General features: G+C 69.1%; 13 protein-coding genes. 3 read left to right on the top strand and 10 right to left on the bottom strand.

Annotation, left to right across the window (positions count from 1 at the left end; all coding sequences use genetic code 11):
- Positions 1-1,163: S8 family peptidase (locus SK803_RS13545; RefSeq protein WP_319966308.1), on the bottom strand; the 1,163-nt coding region annotated here is incomplete at its 3' end.
- Between the two features lie 155 nt (positions 1,164-1,318).
- On the opposite strand from SK803_RS13545, the gene SK803_RS13540 reads away from it, so the two are divergent.
- Complete coding sequence (locus SK803_RS13540) at positions 1,319-2,311, top strand: aldo/keto reductase (protein ID WP_319966307.1); 993 nt, start codon at positions 1,319-1,321, stop codon at positions 2,309-2,311.
- A gap of 62 nt (positions 2,312-2,373) precedes the next feature.
- Here SK803_RS13540 and SK803_RS13535 read toward each other — a convergent pair whose 3' ends face one another.
- The 8 genes from SK803_RS13535 to SK803_RS13500 all read right to left on the bottom strand — a co-directional run bounded on the left by SK803_RS13535 (position 2,374) and on the right by SK803_RS13500 (position 15,199).
- Complete coding sequence (locus SK803_RS13535) at positions 2,374-2,886, bottom strand: RICIN domain-containing protein (RefSeq protein ID WP_319966306.1); 513 nt, start codon at positions 2,884-2,886, stop codon at positions 2,374-2,376.
- 129 nt (positions 2,887-3,015) lie between these two features.
- Complete coding sequence (locus tag SK803_RS13530; RefSeq protein WP_319966305.1) at positions 3,016-3,198, bottom strand: DUF6104 family protein; 183 nt, start codon at positions 3,196-3,198, stop codon at positions 3,016-3,018.
- Between the two features lie 80 nt (positions 3,199-3,278).
- Positions 3,279-6,965 (bottom strand): multifunctional oxoglutarate decarboxylase/oxoglutarate dehydrogenase thiamine pyrophosphate-binding subunit/dihydrolipoyllysine-residue succinyltransferase subunit, encoded by a 3,687-nt coding sequence (locus tag SK803_RS13525; protein ID WP_319966304.1) that lies wholly within the window; start codon positions 6,963-6,965, stop codon positions 3,279-3,281.
- A gap of 293 nt (positions 6,966-7,258) precedes the next feature.
- Positions 7,259-8,110, bottom strand: a complete 852-nt coding sequence (locus SK803_RS13520) for an ATP-grasp domain-containing protein (protein WP_319966303.1) — start codon at positions 8,108-8,110, stop codon at positions 7,259-7,261.
- 1,018 nt (positions 8,111-9,128) lie between these two features.
- Positions 9,129-12,863 carry an ABC transporter ATP-binding protein gene (locus SK803_RS13515; RefSeq protein WP_319966302.1) on the bottom strand — a complete coding sequence of 1,245 codons (3,735 nt, stop codon included), beginning with the start codon at positions 12,861-12,863 and terminating at the stop codon, positions 9,129-9,131.
- 26 nt (positions 12,864-12,889) lie between these two features.
- Entirely contained in the window at positions 12,890-13,762 is an 873-nt protein-coding gene (locus tag SK803_RS13510) for an ABC transporter permease subunit (RefSeq protein ID WP_319966301.1), read from the bottom strand.
- Positions 13,762-14,718, bottom strand: coding sequence for an ABC transporter ATP-binding protein (locus SK803_RS13505; RefSeq protein ID WP_319966300.1), 957 nt, complete (start codon positions 14,716-14,718; stop codon positions 13,762-13,764). Before SK803_RS13505 ends, SK803_RS13510 begins: the two co-directional genes overlap by 1 nt.
- A gap of 22 nt (positions 14,719-14,740) precedes the next feature.
- Positions 14,741-15,199 carry a hypothetical protein gene (locus SK803_RS13500; protein ID WP_319966299.1) on the bottom strand — a complete coding sequence of 153 codons (459 nt, stop codon included), beginning with the start codon at positions 15,197-15,199 and terminating at the stop codon, positions 14,741-14,743.
- A gap of 611 nt (positions 15,200-15,810) precedes the next feature.
- Here SK803_RS13500 and SK803_RS13495 point away from each other — a divergent pair.
- Both SK803_RS13495 and SK803_RS13490 read left to right on the top strand, forming a co-directional pair.
- Positions 15,811-17,259, top strand: coding sequence for an MFS transporter (locus SK803_RS13495; RefSeq protein ID WP_319966298.1), 1,449 nt, complete (start codon positions 15,811-15,813; stop codon positions 17,257-17,259).
- A gap of 10 nt (positions 17,260-17,269) precedes the next feature.
- Positions 17,270-17,950: a TetR/AcrR family transcriptional regulator gene (locus SK803_RS13490; protein WP_319966297.1), complete on the top strand. Its 681-nt coding sequence runs from the start codon at positions 17,270-17,272 to the stop codon at positions 17,948-17,950.
- A 54-nt stretch (positions 17,951-18,004) separates the two neighbouring features.
- On the opposite strand, the gene ald is transcribed toward SK803_RS13490, so the two are convergent.
- A complete protein-coding gene (ald, locus tag SK803_RS13485; RefSeq protein WP_319966296.1) occupies positions 18,005-19,117 on the bottom strand; it encodes an alanine dehydrogenase in 1,113 nt (370 codons plus the stop codon).
- Position 19,118: the final 1 nt, after the last annotated feature.

Genomic DNA, 19,118 nt, shown 5'->3' with positions numbered 1-19,118 from the left:
TTCCCGATGCGCAGCAGCCTGTTGGGCGACCCGACGCGGATGTCGCGCAGGTTCGGCGTGCTCGCGCCGTTCACGAGCGCGTTGCGCACCTGCAGATGCGTCGCGTTCGGGTTGGCGCTCAGGTGCAGGGCCGCGGCGCCGGCCACGTGCGGGGCCGCCATCGACGTGCCACCCCTGACCTCGGTGAGGAAGTCGCCGTTGCGCGACGCGGACTGGATGGCCCCGCCGGGCGCCCAGATGTCGACGCACGGGCCGAAGTTCGACGACTCGCGCCAGCTGAACACCGCGCGGATGTCGTTGCGGTCGGTCGCGCCGACGGTGATCGCCTCCGGCAGGCGGGCCGGCGTGAAGCCGCACGCGTCCTGGCCGGAGTTGCCCGCCGCCAGCACGTAGGTGAACCCGGCCGCGATCGAACGGCGGATCGCCTCTTCCTCGGCGGGGTTCTCGCCCTGGGCGCCGAGGCTCATGTTGACCACCGCCGGACGCACCCCGTTCGCGGTGACCCACTCGATGCCGTCGAGCACGCTGTCGCCGTTGGCGTAGCCGTCGCAGCCGAGCACCTTGACACCGACGACCTGCGCCCGCTTGGCCACGCCGAACGTCCTGCCCGCGATCGTGCCCGCGACGTGGGTGCCGTGCCCGTTGCAGTCGTCCGCGATCGGGTCGTCGTTGATGAAGTCGTAGCCGTTCGACGCGCGTCCCTGGAATTCGGAATGTGTGGTTCGAATTCCGGTGTCGATGACGTAGGCGTGCACGTCGTCCCCGGCGAGAGCCGGATAGGTGTAGCTGTTGTCGAGTGGCAGCGCGCGTTGGTCGATGCGGTCCAGCCCCCAGGCCGGGCCGCGCTGGGTGTCCTGGATCGACATCCGCAGGTTGCGCTGGACGTAAGCGACCGACGGGTCGGCCGCGAGCCGCCTTGCCTGCTTCTCGGACATGTCCCGGACGGAGAACCCGCTGATCGCGGCCTTGTAAGTCCGCTTGAGCCGGCCCTTGTACTTGCTCAACAGCGCCTGCGGGGAGGCGTTGGCCCCGTCCTTCAGAACTACGATGTAGCTGTCGGCTACGGCGTCCCCGGTGCCGATGACATCCTTTTCCGCATTGGCGGCAGGGGTGTACAGAACGGTCGCGAACAATGCTGCCGCAATGCAGATGTTGATTCTCATCGAGTTCCTCCTGGCAGGGTCGAACGCGATGAACGTAACTTCACTCACGGGTGAAATGGCAGGGCAGAAAATTTGGTCGCGAATACTGTCAAATCTGTGGCGAGCTGGAGCAGCTCCACGTGGCACAATGCCGCGCCGCGAGGCAGGGTGGTGGCATGGAGTACACCAACCTCGGTCGCAGCGGCCTGTCCGTCTCCCGCCTGTGCCTCGGCACGATGAACTTCGGTCCCGAGACGTCCGAGGCCGACAGCCACGCGATCATGGACCGCGCCCACGAACACGGCCTGAACTTCTTCGACACGGCCAACGTCTACGGCTGGAAGAAGGGCGAGGGCGTCACCGAGAACATCATCGGCAACTGGTTCGCCCAGGGCGGCACCCGTCGCGAAAGGACGGTCGTCGCCACCAAGCTCTACGGCAGCATGGGCGACTGGCCCAACGAGACCAAGCTGTCGGCGCTGAACATCCGCCGCGCCGCCGACGCGTCGTTGAAGCGCCTGCAAACCGACTACATCGACCTGTACCAGATGCACCACGTCGACCGCGACACGCCGTGGGACGAGATCTGGGAAGCCTTCTCCGTGCTGCGCCAGCAGGGCAAGGTCATCTACTTCGGCTCGTCGAACTTCGCCGGCTGGCACATCGCCCAGGCCCAGGAAGCAGCCCGCACCCGCGGCTTCCTCGGGCTGGTCTCCGAGCAGTCCATCTACAACCTCATGACCCGCTGGGTCGAGCTGGAGGTCCTGCCGGCGGCTCGTCACTACGGGCTCGGCGTGATCCCCTGGTCGCCGTTGCACGGCGGGCTGCTGGGTGGCGTGTTGCGCAAGCAGCGCGAAGGCGGTGGGTCGCGCAGCTCGTCCGGGCGGTCCGCGGACGCGCTGGAGAAGTACCGCGACACGATCGACGCCTACGAGAAGCTGTGCGCGGAGATCGGTGAGGACCCGGCCAACGTGGGGTTGGCCTGGCTGCTGCACCAGGACGGGGTCACCGCGCCGATCATCGGGCCGCGGACCGTCGAGCAGCTCGACAACTCGTTGCGCGCGGCGGAGTTGAAGCTGGACGCGGCGGTGCTGGGGAAGCTGGACGAGCTGTTCCCGGCACCGGCTCCGAACGGCTCGAAGCCGGCCCCGGAGGCCTACGCCTGGTAGGGCTTTGGGCGTCTGCAAGTACTACCGACTGCCAGTTGGCAGTACTTGCAGACGCCCTCACGTCAGACCGGGATGCGCTTCCAGCTCTGCGGATCGCCGCCCCAGCAACGCCACTGCCAGATCTTGCCGCCGTTCCAGTTCTCGTTGGGGTTGGCGTCGAGGCACCTCAGGCTGTGTTCGTTCTGCAGCGTGTTGGCCAGGCCTGGGGTCTCTGCCCACTTCTGGAACGCGGTGCCGTTGCACTTCCAGACCCACACCTTGCCGCCGTCCCAGTTCTCGTTCGGGTTGGCGTCGAGGCACATCGTGGTGTCCAGCAGCGGCCTGATGGTGCGGTCGTCGAAGAACAGCCACTTCTGCTCGTCGGAGCCGTCGCGGTCGAACTGCCGGACCAGGCCGCCGTTCGTGCTGACCTGGCTGCGCAACACCTCCAGGACCCGGCCCGGCGGGGTGCCGACCTGCAGCACGTACGGGCCGGCCACGGCCTGCGCACCCACCGGTGCCGGCGCGGCGGACGCGACCGCAGGCAGCGCCACCATCGCGAGCGTCGCGGCGGCGATCATCATCTTCTTGAACAAGACTCCCCCTCAGGAGTTGCGGTGATCGAACAACGTGATCATCGCGGCGCCGTGAGGGGGAGTGCCTGAGCATCGGGATGCTCAAAAACGTTGGCAAAATGCCAAAAGCTCCCAAAAGGCGAGCCTTCGTCAGTCCTCGAAGTCGTCCTGGTCGTCGCGCGCGAGGTAGGTCGCGAACCGCTCGATGGCCGTCTCGAAGTCCGGGTTGGCGTCGACGAACGCGCGGAGCTTGTCGGCGAGCAACGTGAAGGTGATCTCCTCGTCGCCGCGCCGCTTCTCGAGCTCCTCGATGCCGCGGTCGGTGAAGTACATGGCAGAAACTCCTGTGAGGGCTGAAGAAAACGAGCCGCCGAACCCACTGGGTCCGGCGGCTCGTTTCGGTCAAACGGTGATCACTCGAACGCGCGGGTGATGATCTCCCGCTGCTCGACCTCGTGCACCTTGCTCGAACCGGCCGACGGAGCGGCCATCGGGCGGCGCGACACGCGGCGGACGGTGCCCAGGTGCTCGGGCAGCAGCTCCGGCAGGGCCAGACCGTAGAACGGCCAGGCACCCTGGTTCGCCGGCTCCTCCTGCACCCAGCGGACGTCCTTCGCGTTCGGGTAGCGCTCCAGGGTCTCGGTCAGCTTGCGGGCCGGGACCGGGTAGAGCTGCTCGACGCGCACGATCGCCACGTCGCCGCCGCCGCGCTTCTCGCGCTCGGCGTGCAGTTCGTACGAGATCTTGCCGCTGCACAGCAGGACCTTCGTGACCGCGTTCTCGTCCTTGATCGTCGGGTCGTCGATGACCGACTGGAAGCGGTCGTTGATGAACTCGTCGGTCCCGGACACCGCGGCCTTGAGGCGCAGCATCGACTTCGGCGTGAACACCACGAGCGGCCGGTCGACGCCGTCGAGGGCGTGGCGGCGGAGCAGGTGGAAGTAGTTCGCCGGGGTCGACGGCACCGCGACGGTCATGGAGCCCTCGGCGCACAGCTGAAGCCAGCGCTCGATGCGGCCCGACGTGTGGTCGGGGCCCTGGCCCTCGTGGCCGTGCGGCAGCAGGATCACGACGTCGGAACGCTGACCCCACTTGGCCTCACCGGACGAGATGAACTCGTCGATGATCGGCTGCGCGCCGTTGACGAAGTCACCGAACTGCGCTTCCCACAGCACCAGCGCCTGCGGGTTCGCGACCGAGTAGCCGTACTCGAAGCCGACCGCCGCGAACTCGGACAGCACCGAGTCGTAGACCATGAACTTGCCCTGGTCCGGCGACAGGTTCTGCAGCGGCGTGTACTCGTCGCCGGTCTTGCGGTCGACCAGGGTCGCATGGCGCTGCACGAACGTGCCGCGACGCGAGTCCTGACCGGCCAGGCGGACCTTGCGGCCCTCCATCGAGAGCGAGCCGAGCGCGAGCAGTTCCGCGAACGCCCAGTCGATGCCACCCTCGCGCGCCATCTTCGCGCGGCGCTCCAGCACCGGCTTGACGCGTGCGTGCGGCGTGAAGTCCGACGGCAGGTTCACGTGCGCGTCGGCGATGTGCTCCAGCACCTCACGCGAGATGCCGGTGGGCAGCTTCGCCGGGACCTGCTGCTCCGCCTCCACCGACGGGCTGACCGTCACCGGGTGCTTCTCGAGCTCGCGGACCTCGTTGAACACGTGCTCCAGCTGGCTGGAGAAGTCCTGCAGCGCCTTCTCGGCCTCTTCGACGGTGATGTCGCCGCGGCCGATCAGGGACTCGGTGTAGGTCTTGCGGACCGAGCGCTTCTGGTCGATCACGTCGTACATCGCCGGCTGCGTCATCGAGGGGTCGTCGCCCTCGTTGTGGCCGCGGCGGCGGTAGCAGACCATGTCGATCACGACGTCCTTGTGGAACGCCTGGCGGTAGTCGACGGCCAGCTTCGCGACCCAGTAGCAGGCCTCGGGGTCGTCGCCGTTCACGTGGAAGACCGGCGAGCCGATCATCTTCGCGACGTCGGTCGAGTACTTCGAGGACCGCGAGTGCTCCGGCGCGGTGGTGAAGCCGACCTGGTTGTTGACGACGATGTGGACCGTGCCACCGGTGCGGTAGCCGCGCACGAGCGCCAGGTTCAGCGTCTCGGCCACGACACCCTGACCGGCGAAGGCCGCGTCACCGTGCATGGCGACCGGCAGGACGGGGAAGAAGTCGCCACCCCGGTCGATCAGGTCCTGCTTGGCGCGCACGATGCCCTCGAGCACCGGGTCGACGGCTTCGAGGTGCGACGGGTTCGCGGTCAGCGACACCTTGGTCTCGCCGTCGCCGAACATCCGGAAGTACTTGCCCTCGGCACCGAGGTGGTACTTCACGTCGCCGGAGCCGTGCGCCTGGCCGGGGTCGAGGTTGCCCTCGAACTCGCGGAAGATCTGCGAGATCGGCTTGCCGACGATGTTCGCGAGCACGTTCAGGCGGCCGCGGTGCGGCATGCCGATGACGACCTCGTCGAGCTCGTGCTCGGCGGCCTTGTCGAGCACCGCGTCGAGCAGCGGGATGACGGTCTCGCCGCCCTCCAGCGAGAAGCGCTTCTGGCCGACGTACTTGGTCTGCAGGAACGTCTCGAAGGCCTCAGCCGCGTTCAGCTTGCTGAGGATGTACTTCTGCACGGTGGCCGGCGGCTTCTCGTGCGGAACCTCGACGCGGTCCTGGATCCACCGGCGCTCCTCCGGCTCCAGGATGTGCATGTACTCGACGCCGACGGTGCGGCAGTACGAGTTGCGCAGCACGCCCAGGATGTCGCGCAGCTTCATCCGCTCCTGGCCGGCGAACCCGCCGACCGGGAACTCGCGGTCGAGGTCCCACAGCGTCAGGCCGTGGCTGAGCACGTCCAGGTCCGCGTGGCTGCGCTGGCGGTAGTTCAGCGGGTCCGTGTCGGCCATCAGGTGGCCGCGGGTGCGGAACGCGTCGATCAGCTCGATGACGCGGGCCGTCTTGTCGACAGCGCCCTCTGGGATGTCGGCGACCCAGCGGATCGGCTCGTAGGGCAGCCGCAGCGACGCGAAGATGTCGTCGTAGAAGCCGTCCTCGCCCAGCAGCAGCTGGTGGATGCGCTTGAGGAACTCGCCCGACTCCGCGCCCTGGATGATGCGGTGGTCGTACGTGGAGGTCAGCGTGATGATCTTGCTGACGCCCATGTCGGTGAGCGCCTGCTCGCTGGTGCCCTGGAAGTGCGCGGGGTACTCCATCGCGCCGACACCGATGATCGCGCCCTGACCGGCCTGCAGCCGCGGCACCGAGTGGTTCGTGCCGATCGTGCCGGGGTTGGTCAGCGAGATCGTGGTGCCGGAGAAGTCGTCGGCCGTCAGCGAACCGGACCGGGCCTTGCGGATCAGGTCCTCGTAGGCCTGCCAGAACTGCGTGAACGTCATGTTCTCGCAGCCCTTGACCGACGCGACGACCAGCGTGCGCTGCCCGTCCTTGCCGGGCAGGTCGATCGCCAGGCCGAAGTTCACGTGCTCCGGCGTGACGACGAACGGCTTGCCGTCGACCTCGGCGTAGTGCCGGTTCATGTTCGGGTAGGCCTGCAGCGCCCGGACCACCGCGTAGCCGATGACGTGCGTGAAGGAGACCTTCCCGCCGCGCGTCCGCTTCAGGTGGTTGTTGATGACGATGCGGTTGTCGGCCAGCAGCTTGGCGGGCACGGCGCGCACGCTGGTCGCGGTCGGAACGGTGAGCGAGAGCTCCATGTTCTTCGCGATCGCGGCGGAGGCACCACGCAGCTGCTTCTGCTCGGGCTGCGCGCTCGGCTTGACCGGGGCGGCCTTCGCGGCCTGCTGAGGCGCGGGCTTGCCGGTCTGCGGCAGCGTGGCCGCGGGCTTGGGCTGCGCGGCCGGCTTGGACGCGGCGGGCGCGGCCTTGCCGTTGTCGGCGGCAGGCGGCGTCACGGTCGCGGTCGTGGTGGTCGTGGAACCACCCGCGCTGGCCGTGGCGGTACTGCCGTTGCCGCCCGCACGCTTGTAGTCGGCAAAGAAGTCATGCCACGCCGGGTCTACCGATGACGGGTCCGCGAGGAACTGATCGTACATCTCCTCGACGAGCCACTCGTTCGGCCCGAATTGTGACGCAGGACTGCTGCTGGACACGGCTCGCGCTCGCCTCTATCCATCTCGCTCTTGGTGTTGACTCATGCGGTAGTCAGGTTAGTCCCCCTGGCCCGGCCCTTCACACGCTGGAGGTACCTGGCAAGGAGTGGTCTGTCACAGGATCGATCAGGACGGCCCCGGCGTCACCCGCAGTTGAGCAGTTCTTGATGTGCGTCTCACTACGTCTCCTCCCTTTCGGGTAAACCTCGCCGAGCTGTTGGACGGGCATACGCACCGAGAGCAGTGATCAGTTCACGACGGGTACATCGCGGGGCGTCTGCGGACTGATCTTGTCAGCCGAGCGAACGCCGGATCGAACTCGACATCGCCCTGACGAAGTCCTCCCTGATCCGGTCCGTGGTCCGGTCCAGCGACAGGTACGGGTTGAGGTCCTCCAACTCGACCAGCAGCAGCTCCCCGCCCTGCGTACGACACCCGTCGACCCGCTGAACGCCGTGCCCGAGACCGTTCCAGTCGATGAACTTCCGCGCGAATTCCAGATCTTCAGTGGTCGCGTCGTACAGCGCGAGTTCCCAGCGGTGCGCGGGATCCGGCGCGTTCAACGCGTACTGGAACTCGTCGTCCACGAAGTAGAACGACACCTCGTACCGAAAATCGATCCTGGGCTGGATCAGGACGTCTTCGTCGTCGCGAATTTTGCTGGGCGCTTTGTCGCGCGCGTTGTCTGCGAGGTTGTGCCGGGCCACGAACTCGAGCCCGTGCGAGTCGGCCCCGGCCTTGGGCTTCACGACGTACTCGTCGGTCCGCGGGAGCCGGTCCAGGTGCGCCAGGTCGTCGATCGTGGGGATGACCGGGTACCCCTGCTCGGTCAGGTCGATCAGGTACTGCTTGCCCGCCATGTCGGCCTTGCCGGTGAGCGGGTTGTAAACGCGCTGCCCGGTGGCTTTCGCCTGCTCGCGGAAGTGGGCGTAGGCCTCGGGATAGTCGATCACCGGCCCGCTGTTGCGCACGACCACCGTGTCGAAGCCGCTCATCAGGGCCGCGGCGTCCTGCGGGTGGCAGACGGCCAGGTCGAACTCGCCCCGGAGCTTCGACGTCAGGTAGATGTCCTCGTCGCAGTAGCGGCGGCCTCGTGCGGGGTAGGCGAGGTCGGAGACGTACAGGACGCTGGGGCGGCTCGGCATCGGGACTCCTTGACCTGGCTTGGTCGGGGAGTTGGTTTGTACGTCATGGGTGGTGCCGGGGACGAGGGTTCGTGGCGGGGGCCACGGGCGTGGCGGTGGGTGGGTAAGGCGGGGCGTGGTGGTTGGGCCACGGGTTCGGCGGCGGGTGGCGGGGCGGGGTGTGGCGGCGGAGCTATGGGTTCGGTGGCGGGGTTGCGAGGGCGGGTGTGGCGGCGGAGCTATGGGTTCGGTGGCGGTTAGCGAGGGTGGGGTGTGGCGGCAGAGCTACGGGCTCGGTTGCGGGGTTGCGAGGGCGGGCTTGGTGGTTGGGCCGCGGGCTCGGTGGTGGGTGGGGAGGGTGAGGCGTGGCGGCGGAGCCACGGACTTGGTGGGGAGGAGGACGGGTGTCTGGTGGCGGGCGCCGGCGGGATGGAGATGAGGGACGGGCTCGGGACGGGGCCTGCGGGACGGGGCTGGAGCCTGCGGCCCGGCGACGCGTTCCGGTGACGTGGCCCGGTCTGGTGGTGCTGCCCGGTGACGTGGTTCGGCGAGGCGGCTCGGTGACGCGGCCCGGCCCGGCAAGGCAGCCCCGTGACGTCGCCCGGCTTGGTGACGCGGCTTGGTGACGCGGCTCGGCGACGCGGTCCGGCCTGGTGATGCGGTTCGGCGAGGCGGCCCGGTGACGTGGGCCCGGCCCGGCGTGGCAGCCCCGTTACGCGGTCCGGCCGGGTGGTGCAGCCCGGCGACGCGGTCCGGCCTGGTGGTGCTGCCCGGTGACGTGGTTCGGCGAGGCGGCTCGGCGAGGCGGCCCGGTGATGTGGCCCGGCCTGGCGACGTGGTTCGGCGAGGCAGCTCGGCGACGTGGTTCGGCAACGCGGCCCGGCCTGGTGGTGCGGCCCGGCGACGGGGCCTGGCGGCGGGTGCCGGGGGTGGAGGTGAAGGGCGGGGCCGGGCGTGCGGGGGCGAGGCCAGGGCGGGTGGGGATGGGCTCCCGCGACCTTCGGCCGGGCGTGATGGGCTGCGCTGGGGCGTGGCTGGGTCAGGCGGCTTCGGCTGTGCCGTGGCGCCACAGGCGGGCGTAGGCGCCGTCGGCTGCCAGCAGTTCGGCGTGGGTGCCCTGCTCGGCGATGCGGCCGCCGGACAGCACGACGATGCGGTCGGCTCGGGCGGCTGTGGCCAGGCGGTGGGCCACTACGAAGGTGGTTCGGGGGGCGGCTAGGTGGTCGCTGGCGGCCAGGACGGCGGACTCGGTGGCCGGGTCCAGGGCGGCGGTGGCCTCGTCCAGTAGGAGGAGGTCGGGTTTGACCAGTTCGGCGCGGGCCAGTGCTACCAGTTGGCGTTGGCCTGCTGAGAGGTGGTTGCCGCGTTCGCCTACGGGCTGGCGGAAGCCGTTGGGCAGGGCGGCGACCATGGGGAGTGCGCCTACGGCTGCTACGGCGTGTTGGATTTCGGCTTCTGAGGCGGTGGGACGGCCGTAGGCGACGTTGTCGGCCAGGTCGCCGCCGAAGAGGTGGGCTTCTTGGGGGACCACGCCCAGGCGTTGGCGGTAGGCGGAGAGGTCGTAGGTGCGCACGTCCACGCCGTCGACGAGGACTGTGCCCTCGGTGGCGTCGTAGAAGCGGGCGATCAGCTTGACCAGGGTGGACTTGCCCGCGCCGGTTTCGCCTACCAGGGCGACGGTTTCGCCTGGTGTCACGTGCAGGGTCACGTTGGCGAGGGCCGGCTGGTCGGCGCCCGCGTAGGTGAAGGAGACGTTCTGCAGCGAGACCTCGCCACGCAGGCGGGGTGGGACGGGGACCGGGGCTGACGGCGGCTCTACTGAGGTCGGGGTGCGCAACAGGTCGCCGATGCGGCGCAGGCCCACGCGGGCCTGCTGGTAGCCGTCGAAGACGCCGGACAGTTGCTGGATCGGGCTGAAGAACAGGCCCAGGTACAGCAGGAAGGCCAGCAGCACGCCGGGGGTCAGGGTGCCTTCGGCCACGCGGTGGGCGCCTACGGCGAGGACCACGGCTTGGGCGACGCCGGAGAGCATTGCCACGAACGGGAAGTAGGTGGCGATGTAGCGCTGCGCGCGCAGCCGGGTGCGGCGGTAGGCGTCGCTGCGTTCGGCGAAGGCCTCGGCGGAGTGGCGTTCGCGGGTGTAGGCCTGGGAGACGCGCAGGCCGGAGACGTTCTCCTGGAGGTCGGCGTTCACGGCGCTGACGCGTTCGCGGGCTTCGGCGTACGCGGTGGACGAGAGGCGCTGGAAGATCACCGTCGCGATCAGCAGGAACGGGACCACCGCGAGGGCGATCAGGGCCAGCGAGGCGTCGGTGAACACCAGGGCCGAGGTGATGCCCACGACGGTGACCAGGCTGATCACCGCGGTGACGAGGCCGGTCTGCAGGAACGTCGAGAGGGCGTCGACGTCCGTCGTCATCCTCGTCATGATGCGGCCGGCCATCTCGCGCTCGTAGTAGTCGAGGCCGAGGCGTTGCAGGTGGGCGTAGCTGCGGACGCGGAGCAGGTACAGCAGGCGTTCGCCCAGGCGCGCGGCGAACACGGTGCTGCCCGCTGTGGTCAGCCAGCCGACCAGCACCAGGCCGATGCCCAGCACGACGGCCTGCCACAACGCCGACTGGGCGCCTTGCGTGACGCCGCCGTCGATGCCGAAGCGCACCAGCGCGGGCAGACCCATGCCGACCAACGCGTCCAGCACCACCAGCGCCGCCACGGCAGCGAGAGCCCAGCGGACCGGGCGCAGCAGGCGGGCCAGGCGGAAGGCGGGATCGGGAGCGCGCGGATCCTCGCCGTGCAGCACCGGGACCTCGGTGGCCGGCGGCAACGACCGCACCTGGGCCAGCAGTTCCGGGGTCGGCGGCCCACCGGCCAGCGCGGACATGCCGCCTCCGGCACCGCCTCCGCCGCCTCCTCGGCGACCGGCCGCGGCGGGTGCCGTGGTCCTGGCGTCGTCGATCAGGCGCTGGTCGAGCTCTTCCTGCGACAACGCCGGCCACAGCTCGCCGGACACCACCGGTGCGGTGGACTCGATCGCCTCGCCGGGACCTGCCAGCAGGTCGCGGTAGAGGGCGCAGCGCGAGGTCAGTTCGGCGTGGGTGCCGATGTCGATCACGCGGCCCGCGTCCAGCACCGCGATCCGGTCGGCCAGGGACAACGTCGAACGTCGGTGGGCCACCAGCAGCGTCGTGCGGTTGGCCGTCACCGAGGCCAGGGTCGCGTGGATCGCGGCCTCGGTCGCGTTGTCCACGGCCGACGTCGCGTCGTCCAGCACGAGGACACGAGGGTCGGAGAGCAGCGCACGGGCGAGGGCCACGCGCTGGCGTTGACCGCCGGACAGCGTCAGGCCGCGTTCGCCGACCACCGTGTCGTAGCCGAGCGGTAGGGCCTCGATGAAGTCGTGGGCCTCCGCGGCCTTCGCGGCGCGCTCGACCTCGGCACGGGACGCGTCGGGCATGCCGTACGCGATGTTCGAGAACACCGTGTCGGAGAAGAGGAACGCCTCCTCGAACACCACGCCCACCGCGCCGCGCAACGACTCCAGCCGCAACGTCCGCACGTCCGCACCGCCGAGACGCACCGCACCGGAGTGCACGTCGTAGAAACGGGGCAACAGCAGCGAAACCGTCGACTTGCCGGACCCGGAGGTGCCGACCAGCGCCAGCGTCTCGCCCGGCTCCACGGAGATCGAGAAGTCCTGCAGGACCGGTTCGCTGCGGGTGTACCCGAACGTCACGTCCGAGAACGAGATCCCCAGCGGCCCGGAAGGCACCTCGCCGGGGCCGTCCGTCACGTCCGGCTGCGAGTCGATCAGCTCGTAGACCCGCTCCACGCCGGCGCGCGCCAGCTGCGCCGACACCATCAGGCTGGACAACAACCGGGTCGGGCCGACGAGGTTCGCCACATAGGTCGTGAACGCCAGGAACGTGCCCAGCGTGACCTGCCCGTGCAACGCCAGCCAGCCACCCAGCCCCAGCACCGCGACCTGGCCCAGCAACGGCAGCGCCGTGACGGTCGCCAGCGGCTTCGACGACAGCCGGGCGGCCCGCATCCGTTCCGCGAACAGCGATTTGGCGTGCTTCTCCAGCCGCGCCACCTCGCGCGCCTCCTGGCCGAAGCCCTTCACCACGCGGACGCCGGTGACGGTCTCCTCGACGTGCTGCGCGAGATCGGCGGCCCGCTGCTGCGCGGACCACGTGGCCGGGAACAACGTCAGCCGGGTGCGCCCAGCCAGCCACGCCACCAGCGGCAGCACGATGATCGCGATGATCGTCAGCGGCACCGACAGGTAGATCATCGCGGCCAGTGCGGCCACCGCGAACACGACCGTGCCGACCGCGAGCGGCGCCATCATCAGCAGCGACTGCACCAGCTGCAGGTCGGTGATCGAGCGCGACACGATCTGCCCGGTCCGCAGCTCGTCCTGCTTCGCGCCGTCTAGCCGCTGCACCGCGGAGAACACCCCGAGCCGCAGGTCGTGCTGCACGCCGAGCGCCAGCCGCCCGCCCAGATAACGACGTAAGAACGCGGACCCGAACGTGAGCAGCTCCAGCACGACCAGCGCGACCATCAACGGCCACAACCGATCCGTGCGGCCCACCGTCGAGTCGTCGATCGCCGTCTTGAGCAGCAACGGCCCCGCCGCCTGCAGACCCACGCCGACGACCGCGGCGATCAGCGACAGCACCACCAGTCGGGGGTGCTGCCAGCACGCTGCGGTCAGTCGGCGGATCCAGCCCTTCGTCACGGGACCCACACTACGGTCGGGGTCCGACATGAATTCGTGACGTCAGTTGTCGCAGGTCAGGTGATGTCCTTGGACTGCGTGGCCGCCCAGCCGCCGGCGAACACGATCCCGGACCACGCGAGGAACACCAGGCCCGACCACCACCAGTCCAGCGCCCCGCCGGCACCGGCGATCGCGCGCAGCACGTTCTCGATCTCCGGTGGCACCACACCCGCCGTGGACAGGAACAGGTCGACCGCGACCGACCCGGTCAGCCCGTTGATCGAGCCGTTCGGCAGGAAGCCGATCACCGCCGGCACCTCGAGGTACGCGAGCACGCCGTGCAGCACGTTCTCGATCACCAGGAAGTACAGCAGCAGGAGCACGACCGCCCCGGCCACGTTCGGGATCAGCGCACCCACGCCGACGCCGAACATCGTCATCAGGATCGACGACAGCACGCAGACCAGCGCCAGCATCGCCCAGCCACCGGCGTCCGGAAGCTGCCCCGACTCGCTGGTGAACACCACGCCGATGCTGACGAACAGCATGATCACGAGACCGTAGATCGCGCCCCACAGGACGTACACCAGCATCTTCGCCAGCATCGAGTGCATCCGCGACGGCGCCGTCAGGAACGTCGTCGTGATCGTCCGGCGGCTGATCTCACCGGAGATCGCCATCGCACCGAAGACCATCGGGAAGATCGTGGAGATGTTGATCGCCCGCGCCATGCCGAACAGCGAGACCTTCCACTGGTCCGGCGACACCCCGAGGAAGTCCGACACGTCGTCGACCTCGCTGGTCGACGCGAAGTCCACGAAGAACTGCCCCAGCAGGCCGGTCGCGAGCCCCCAGCCGAGCGCCAGCACCGCGGTCGGGATCAGCAGACCCCACCACAGCCCGGTCGTCGTCGTCTTGCGGAGCTCCGCCTGTACGAGGTTGCCCATCAGGCCCAACCACCCTGCTGTTGCTGCTGATACGGCGCCGGCGCGTAGCCGGCGTACTGGCCACTGGTGAGCTGGAAGAACAGCCGCTCGAGGTCGACCTGCTCCTCCTGGATGCCGTAGATCGACACACCGGCCTTCAACGCGCAGTCCGCCACGTACTTGGAGTCCACACCGGACACCGCGAGCCTGCCGTCGGGCAGCTGCTCGATCGTCTGCACGCCCTCAGCGCGCAAAGCGGCCGCGAGAGCGTTGATGTCCGACGGCTGCACGAGAACGCGCTTCTGCTGCGACTGCCGCAACTGGTCCAACGGCCCGTAGAACATCGTCTGCCCGCGCGAAATGATCACGACCTGGTCGACGGTCTGCTCGACCTCGGCCAGCAGGTGGCTGGAGATCAGCACCGTGCGTCCCATGCGCGCGTACGACTGCAGGAACGTGCGCAGCCAAGCGATGCCTTCGGGGTCGAGGCCGTTGGCCGGTTCGTCGAGCACGAGCACCTGCGGATCACCGAGCAACGCCGTCGCCAGTGCCAGCCGCTGTTTCATGCCGAGCGAGAACCCGCCCACCTTGCGATCGGCCGCGGAGCCCAGGCCGACCAGGCCGAGGACCTGGTCGGCCTGCGCGTCCGGCACGCCGATGGCCGCCGCGTACACGCGCAGGTGGTTGCGCGCGGAGCGAGCGGGGTGGAACCCCTGCGCCTCCAGCACCGCGCCCACCACGCGGCCGGGCTGGCCGAGCTGGTCGAACGGTCGTCCGTTGATCGTCGCCGTGCCGCTCGTCGGTTTCACGAGCCCCAGCAGCATTCGCAGGGTCGTCGTCTTCCCTGCGCCGTTCGGGCCGAGGAAGCCCGTCACGCTGCCGGGTGACACGGTGAAGCTCAGGTTGTGCACGGCCGTGACAGAACCGAACTGCTTGGTCAGGTTCTGGACCGCGATGAGGCCGCTGCCGTCATGCATGCGGCCCATCCTGCCTGAAACGTCACTCGGGCAAGGCGTGCTTGGGCCGAGACACGACCGGCGCGCGGTGCACCACCTGCGGCGCGTCGGTCAAGATCGCCGGTTCACTGCTCAGGATCGGCAGCTCCGTGGTCATCTCGGCCGGTGTCTCGGCGGGAATGTCGATCGTGCCCGATCGGGTGAAAGGGTTGCGCAACGGCCTGCGCCGCTCGCGGTGTGGCAGTCCCTCGCCGATCAGGTGCTGGTGCGCCATGTTCCAGATCTGGCACGGCCACCGGCGGCGCCGCAGCCAGCCAGGACACGCCTTGCACCGGCCGTCCTCGTCGGGCTGGTGCACGGTCAGCAACAGCCGCCAGCCGTCCGCGAGGCGGTGGATCTCCGCGCGGGCCAGCGGCACCAGCGCCTCGGCCTCACCGTGCTCCGCCACCTTGTCCAGCAGCGCCAGCCGCTGCAGCACGGCGTCGCGCAGGGTCTGGTCCATCACATCTTCGCCGTGGCCTGGTCGAGCAAAGAGCCCAGCCGACGCGTCTGAGTGGCGGACATCACAGCGGTCTCGCCCGGCGGCGTGACGAGTAGAACTCGGTCATTCTCGACCAGAACGGTCATCGATCTGTCCCGACCGAACGGGTCGTGGCAGTGGATCCATCCCTGTGGTTCAGCCATGGAATCTCCCTTCGAGGGACACCCGACTCCGTCTTCATCGGCCGTCGGCCCTGCTCGCCGCACCGCACGCGGGGGAATTCACTCGTTTGCTGGACCGGTCCGGCAGGGCAGTGGTCCACTCGGGGAAACTTTTGGGTCGCGTTTGTGTGGGGGTGCTGGGCGCAGCCGCATCGGGCCCGCTATATTTGGTGACGGCGGCCCCGCTCCCAGTGACCCCCAGGCTGGTTGAGCGCGGCCGCCCTTTACGTGGCGGGCTCCGGTGCTCATCGGCCTTCGGCCAATTTCGCCGGAGCCCGCAGTGTTTGTCGGGGGACACCCCCGAACCCCCAGGTCTTCCCCACTTCCCCCAGTACGTCCTCAGCGAAATCCTCTTGCGCCCTGCGGTCTCGTACGCTGTAAGTTCCTCGTACACCGTAAGGGGGAGGAACGATGACTTCGACGACCGAGAAGGTCGGGGTGCGGCCGCACCCCCAGCGCTGGGCCGTGCTCGGCGTGCTCTGTCTGTCCGTGATGGTCGTGGTGCTGGACAACACCGTGCTGAACGTGGCGATCCCGTCCATCTCGACGGGCTTGGACGCGAGCACCGCGGACATCCAGTGGATGATCAACGCGTATTCGCTGGCGCTGGCAGGTCTGCTGCTCACGACCGGTTCGCTCAGCGACAGGTTCGGCCGCAAGCGCGCACTTCTGGCCGGTCTCGCACTGTTCGGCGCCGGCAGCGCGGTCGCGGCCTACGCGGGTTCGTCCGAGGCGCTGATCGCGGCCCGCGGCTTCATGGGGATCGGTGCCGCGGTGCTCATGCCCGGCACGCTGGCCGTGCTGATGCAGTTGTTCGACGACGAGGAACGCCCCAAGGCCATCGGCATCTGGGCCGCCGTCACGAGTCTCGGCTTCGCGGCGGGACCGGTGATCGGTGGCGCGCTGATCAAGCACTTCTGGTGGGGCTCGGTGTTCCTGATCAACGTGCCGGTGGCGATCCTCGCGATCGCGGCCGTCGCGATGCTGGTGCCGGAGTCCAGGGACCCGACCGTGCGCAAGCCGGACGTGCTCGGCTCGATCCTGTCGATCATCGGCATGGTGTCGATCGTGTACGCGGTGATCGAGGTGCCGGAACACGGGTTCGGCTCGGCGGAGTTCGGCGTGCCGGTCGCGATCGGCCTGGTGACCATGACCGGATTCGCGTTGTGGGAGCGGCACACCGCCGATCCGATGCTCGATCTCGGGTTCTTCAAGAACCGCCGTTTCACCGGCGCGGTGGCGTCGGGTGTGCTGGCGGCGTTCGGCATGGCGGGCTCGCTCTTCCTGCTGACACAACACCTTCAGGGCGTGCTCGGCTACAGCCCGTTGGAGGCGGGTGTGCGCGTGGCGCCGATGGCGATCGCGTTGCTCGTCACCAGCAACACGTTGGGACAGCTCGTGATCAAGCTCGGCGCGGGCAGGGCGATGCTGCTCGGCATGACGATCGTCGCGGGCGGCGTGGCACTGCTGTCGATCGGCACCACCTACCCGCCGACGCTGGCCGGTCTGATCCTCATCGGCGTGGGTGTCGGTGTGTCCCAACCGGTCGCGGTCAACGCGCTGATGGGCTCGATCCCGCCGGAACGCGCCGGGATCGCGTCCGGGCTGTCGGGCACGCTGACGGAACTGGGTTCCTCGTTCGGCATCGCGGTGCTGGGCGCATTGCTGTCGGCGCGGTTCGTGGCCTCACTGCCGGACGGCGTTCCGGGGCGGTCACTGAGCGAGGCACTGCACAGCGGTGCGGACATCACGGTCGTGCGTGAGGCGTTCTCGAACGGCATGAGCGTGAGCCTCGTGATCGGTGCGATCGCCGTGTTCCTGGGAGGTGTTGTGGCCAGCGTGCTGTTGCGGCGTGCTTAGGATCGCTGCTGTGGACAGCGTGTGGTTCGGCAAGCCCAGGCCCAGCAGCGGGCAGCCCCTCGGCCTGAGCCGGGAGGCCATCGTCCGCAAGGCGATGGAAGTGCTGGACGAGCACGGCATGCAGAAGCTGTCCATGCGCAAGCTGGCCGCGGAACTGGGCGCGGCACCGATGTCGCTGTACTGGCACGTGCCCACGAAGGACGCGTTGATCGAGCTCTGCCTGGACGAGGTCTACGGCGAGTTCGACCTGCCGGGCCCCGACGACGACTGGGAGACCGCGGTGCGCGGGATGATGCACTCGTTGCGTCATCTCGCGCTCAAGCACCCGTGGTGGGTTCGGGGTATCGGTGAGTTCAACAGCATCGGCCCGAACGCGGTGGCGATGGCCGACTCGATGTTCGAACCCATGCTGCGGGCAGGCCTGTCGATGGCCGCGGCGGCGCAGTCGATCTCGACGATCTCCAGCTTCGTCGTCGGGTACGCGATCGCCGAGGTGAACTTCATCAGCCGGGGCGGGATGGACTCCCCGCCGCCGGACCTGGCGAAGATCGCGGACCTGTACCGGGAGAAGCACCCCCACTACGTCGCGATGCTGGGCGAGCAGGAGATCTGGTCGCTGGAAGGGCAGTTCGAGTTCGGGCTGAACTGCGTGATCGACGGCATCAAAGCCCGCGTCGTGGCGCTGAGATAGGCGAAACCCCCGCAGCGATGATCGCGTGCGGGGGCCTCATTCATTCAGTTGGTCCTAGATCACGGACTCCAGCGGCGTGTGCACGAGGCCGGTCGCCTCGGCCACCGGGCCGTTGGTCAGCTGGCCGGCGTGGGCGTTGAGGCCCAGGGCCAGCGAACGGTCGTCCTTCAGCGCCTGCGACCAGCCCTTGTCGGCCAGCGCGACGGCGTAGGGCAGCGTCACGTTGGTCAGCGCGTAGGTCGAGGTGCGCGGGACGGCGCCCGGCATGTTCGCCACGCAGTAGAAGACCGAGTTGTGGACCTCGTAGGTCGGCTCGGCGTGCGTGGTGGGACGCGAGTCCTCGAAGCAGCCGCCCTGGTCGATCGCGATGTCGACGAGCACCGAGCCCGGCTTCATCTCGGAGACCAGGGAGTTGGAGACCAGCTTCGGGGCCGCGGCACCGGGGACGAGCACGGCACCGATGACCAGGTCGGCCTCGCGGACGGCCTGCTCGATGGCGAACGAGTTCGAGGCCAGCGTGCGCAGGCGGCCCTGGAACTGGGCGTCGATCTGGCGCAGGCGGTCGACGTTGGTGTCGAGGATCTGCACGTCCGCGCCCATGCCGACGGCGATCGTCGCGGCGTTGACGCCCGCCACGCCGCCGCCGATCACGACCACGCGGGCCGGGGCGACGCCGGGGACGCCGCCGGGCAGCACGCCACGGCCGCCGGAGGGCTTCATCAGCGAGAACGCGCCGACCTGCGGGGCCAGCCGGCCCGCGACCTCGGACATCGGGGCGAGCAGCGGCAGCGAACGGTTCGGGAGCTGCACGGTCTCGTAGGCGATGGCCGTGGTGCCGGAGGCCAGCAGGGCCTCGGTCAGCGGCTTGTCGGCGGCGAGGTGCAGGTACGTGAAGAGGGTCTGGCCGGCGCGCAGGCGGGGGTACTCCGACGCGATGGGCTCCTTGACCTTGAGGACCATGTCGCCCTCGGCCCAGACGTCGTCGGCGGTCGCGAGGATCTTGGCGCCCGCGGCGAGGTACTCCTCGTCGGTGATGGCGGAACCGAGTCCTGCGCCCTGCTCGACGAAGACGTCGTGGCCGCGACTGGTCAGTTCGTGGGCACCGGCAGGGGTGAGAGCGACGCGGTACTCGTGGTTCTTGATCTCGCGGGGAACTGCGATCCGCACG

This window comes from Lentzea miocenica (genome assembly GCF_033949945.1).
Taxonomy (GTDB): domain Bacteria; phylum Actinomycetota; class Actinomycetes; order Mycobacteriales; family Pseudonocardiaceae; genus Lentzea; species Lentzea miocenica.
The sequence above is the reverse complement of the archived record's forward strand: the minus strand, read 5'-3'. Positions and strand labels throughout refer to the sequence as shown.

Coding starts and splice junctions, on each gene's coding strand:
- SK803_RS13540 (WP_319966307.1), top strand. CDS start 1,319: ATGGAGTACACCAACCTCGGTCGCAGCGGCCTGTCCGTCTCCCGCCTG.
- SK803_RS13530 (WP_319966305.1), bottom strand. CDS start 3,198: ATGTACTTCACCGACCGCGGCATCGAGGAGCTCGAGAAGCGGCGCGGC.
- SK803_RS13520 (WP_319966303.1), bottom strand. CDS start 8,110: ATGCCGAGCCGCCCCAGCGTCCTGTACGTCTCCGACCTCGCCTACCCC.
- SK803_RS13515 (WP_319966302.1), bottom strand. CDS start 12,863: ATGTCGGACCCCGACCGTAGTGTGGGTCCCGTGACGAAGGGCTGGATC.
- SK803_RS13510 (WP_319966301.1), bottom strand. CDS start 13,762: ATGGGCAACCTCGTACAGGCGGAGCTCCGCAAGACGACGACGACCGGG.
- SK803_RS13505 (WP_319966300.1), bottom strand. CDS start 14,718: ATGCATGACGGCAGCGGCCTCATCGCGGTCCAGAACCTGACCAAGCAG.
- SK803_RS13500 (WP_319966299.1), bottom strand. CDS start 15,199: ATGGACCAGACCCTGCGCGACGCCGTGCTGCAGCGGCTGGCGCTGCTG.
- SK803_RS13495 (WP_319966298.1), top strand. CDS start 15,811: ATGACTTCGACGACCGAGAAGGTCGGGGTGCGGCCGCACCCCCAGCGC.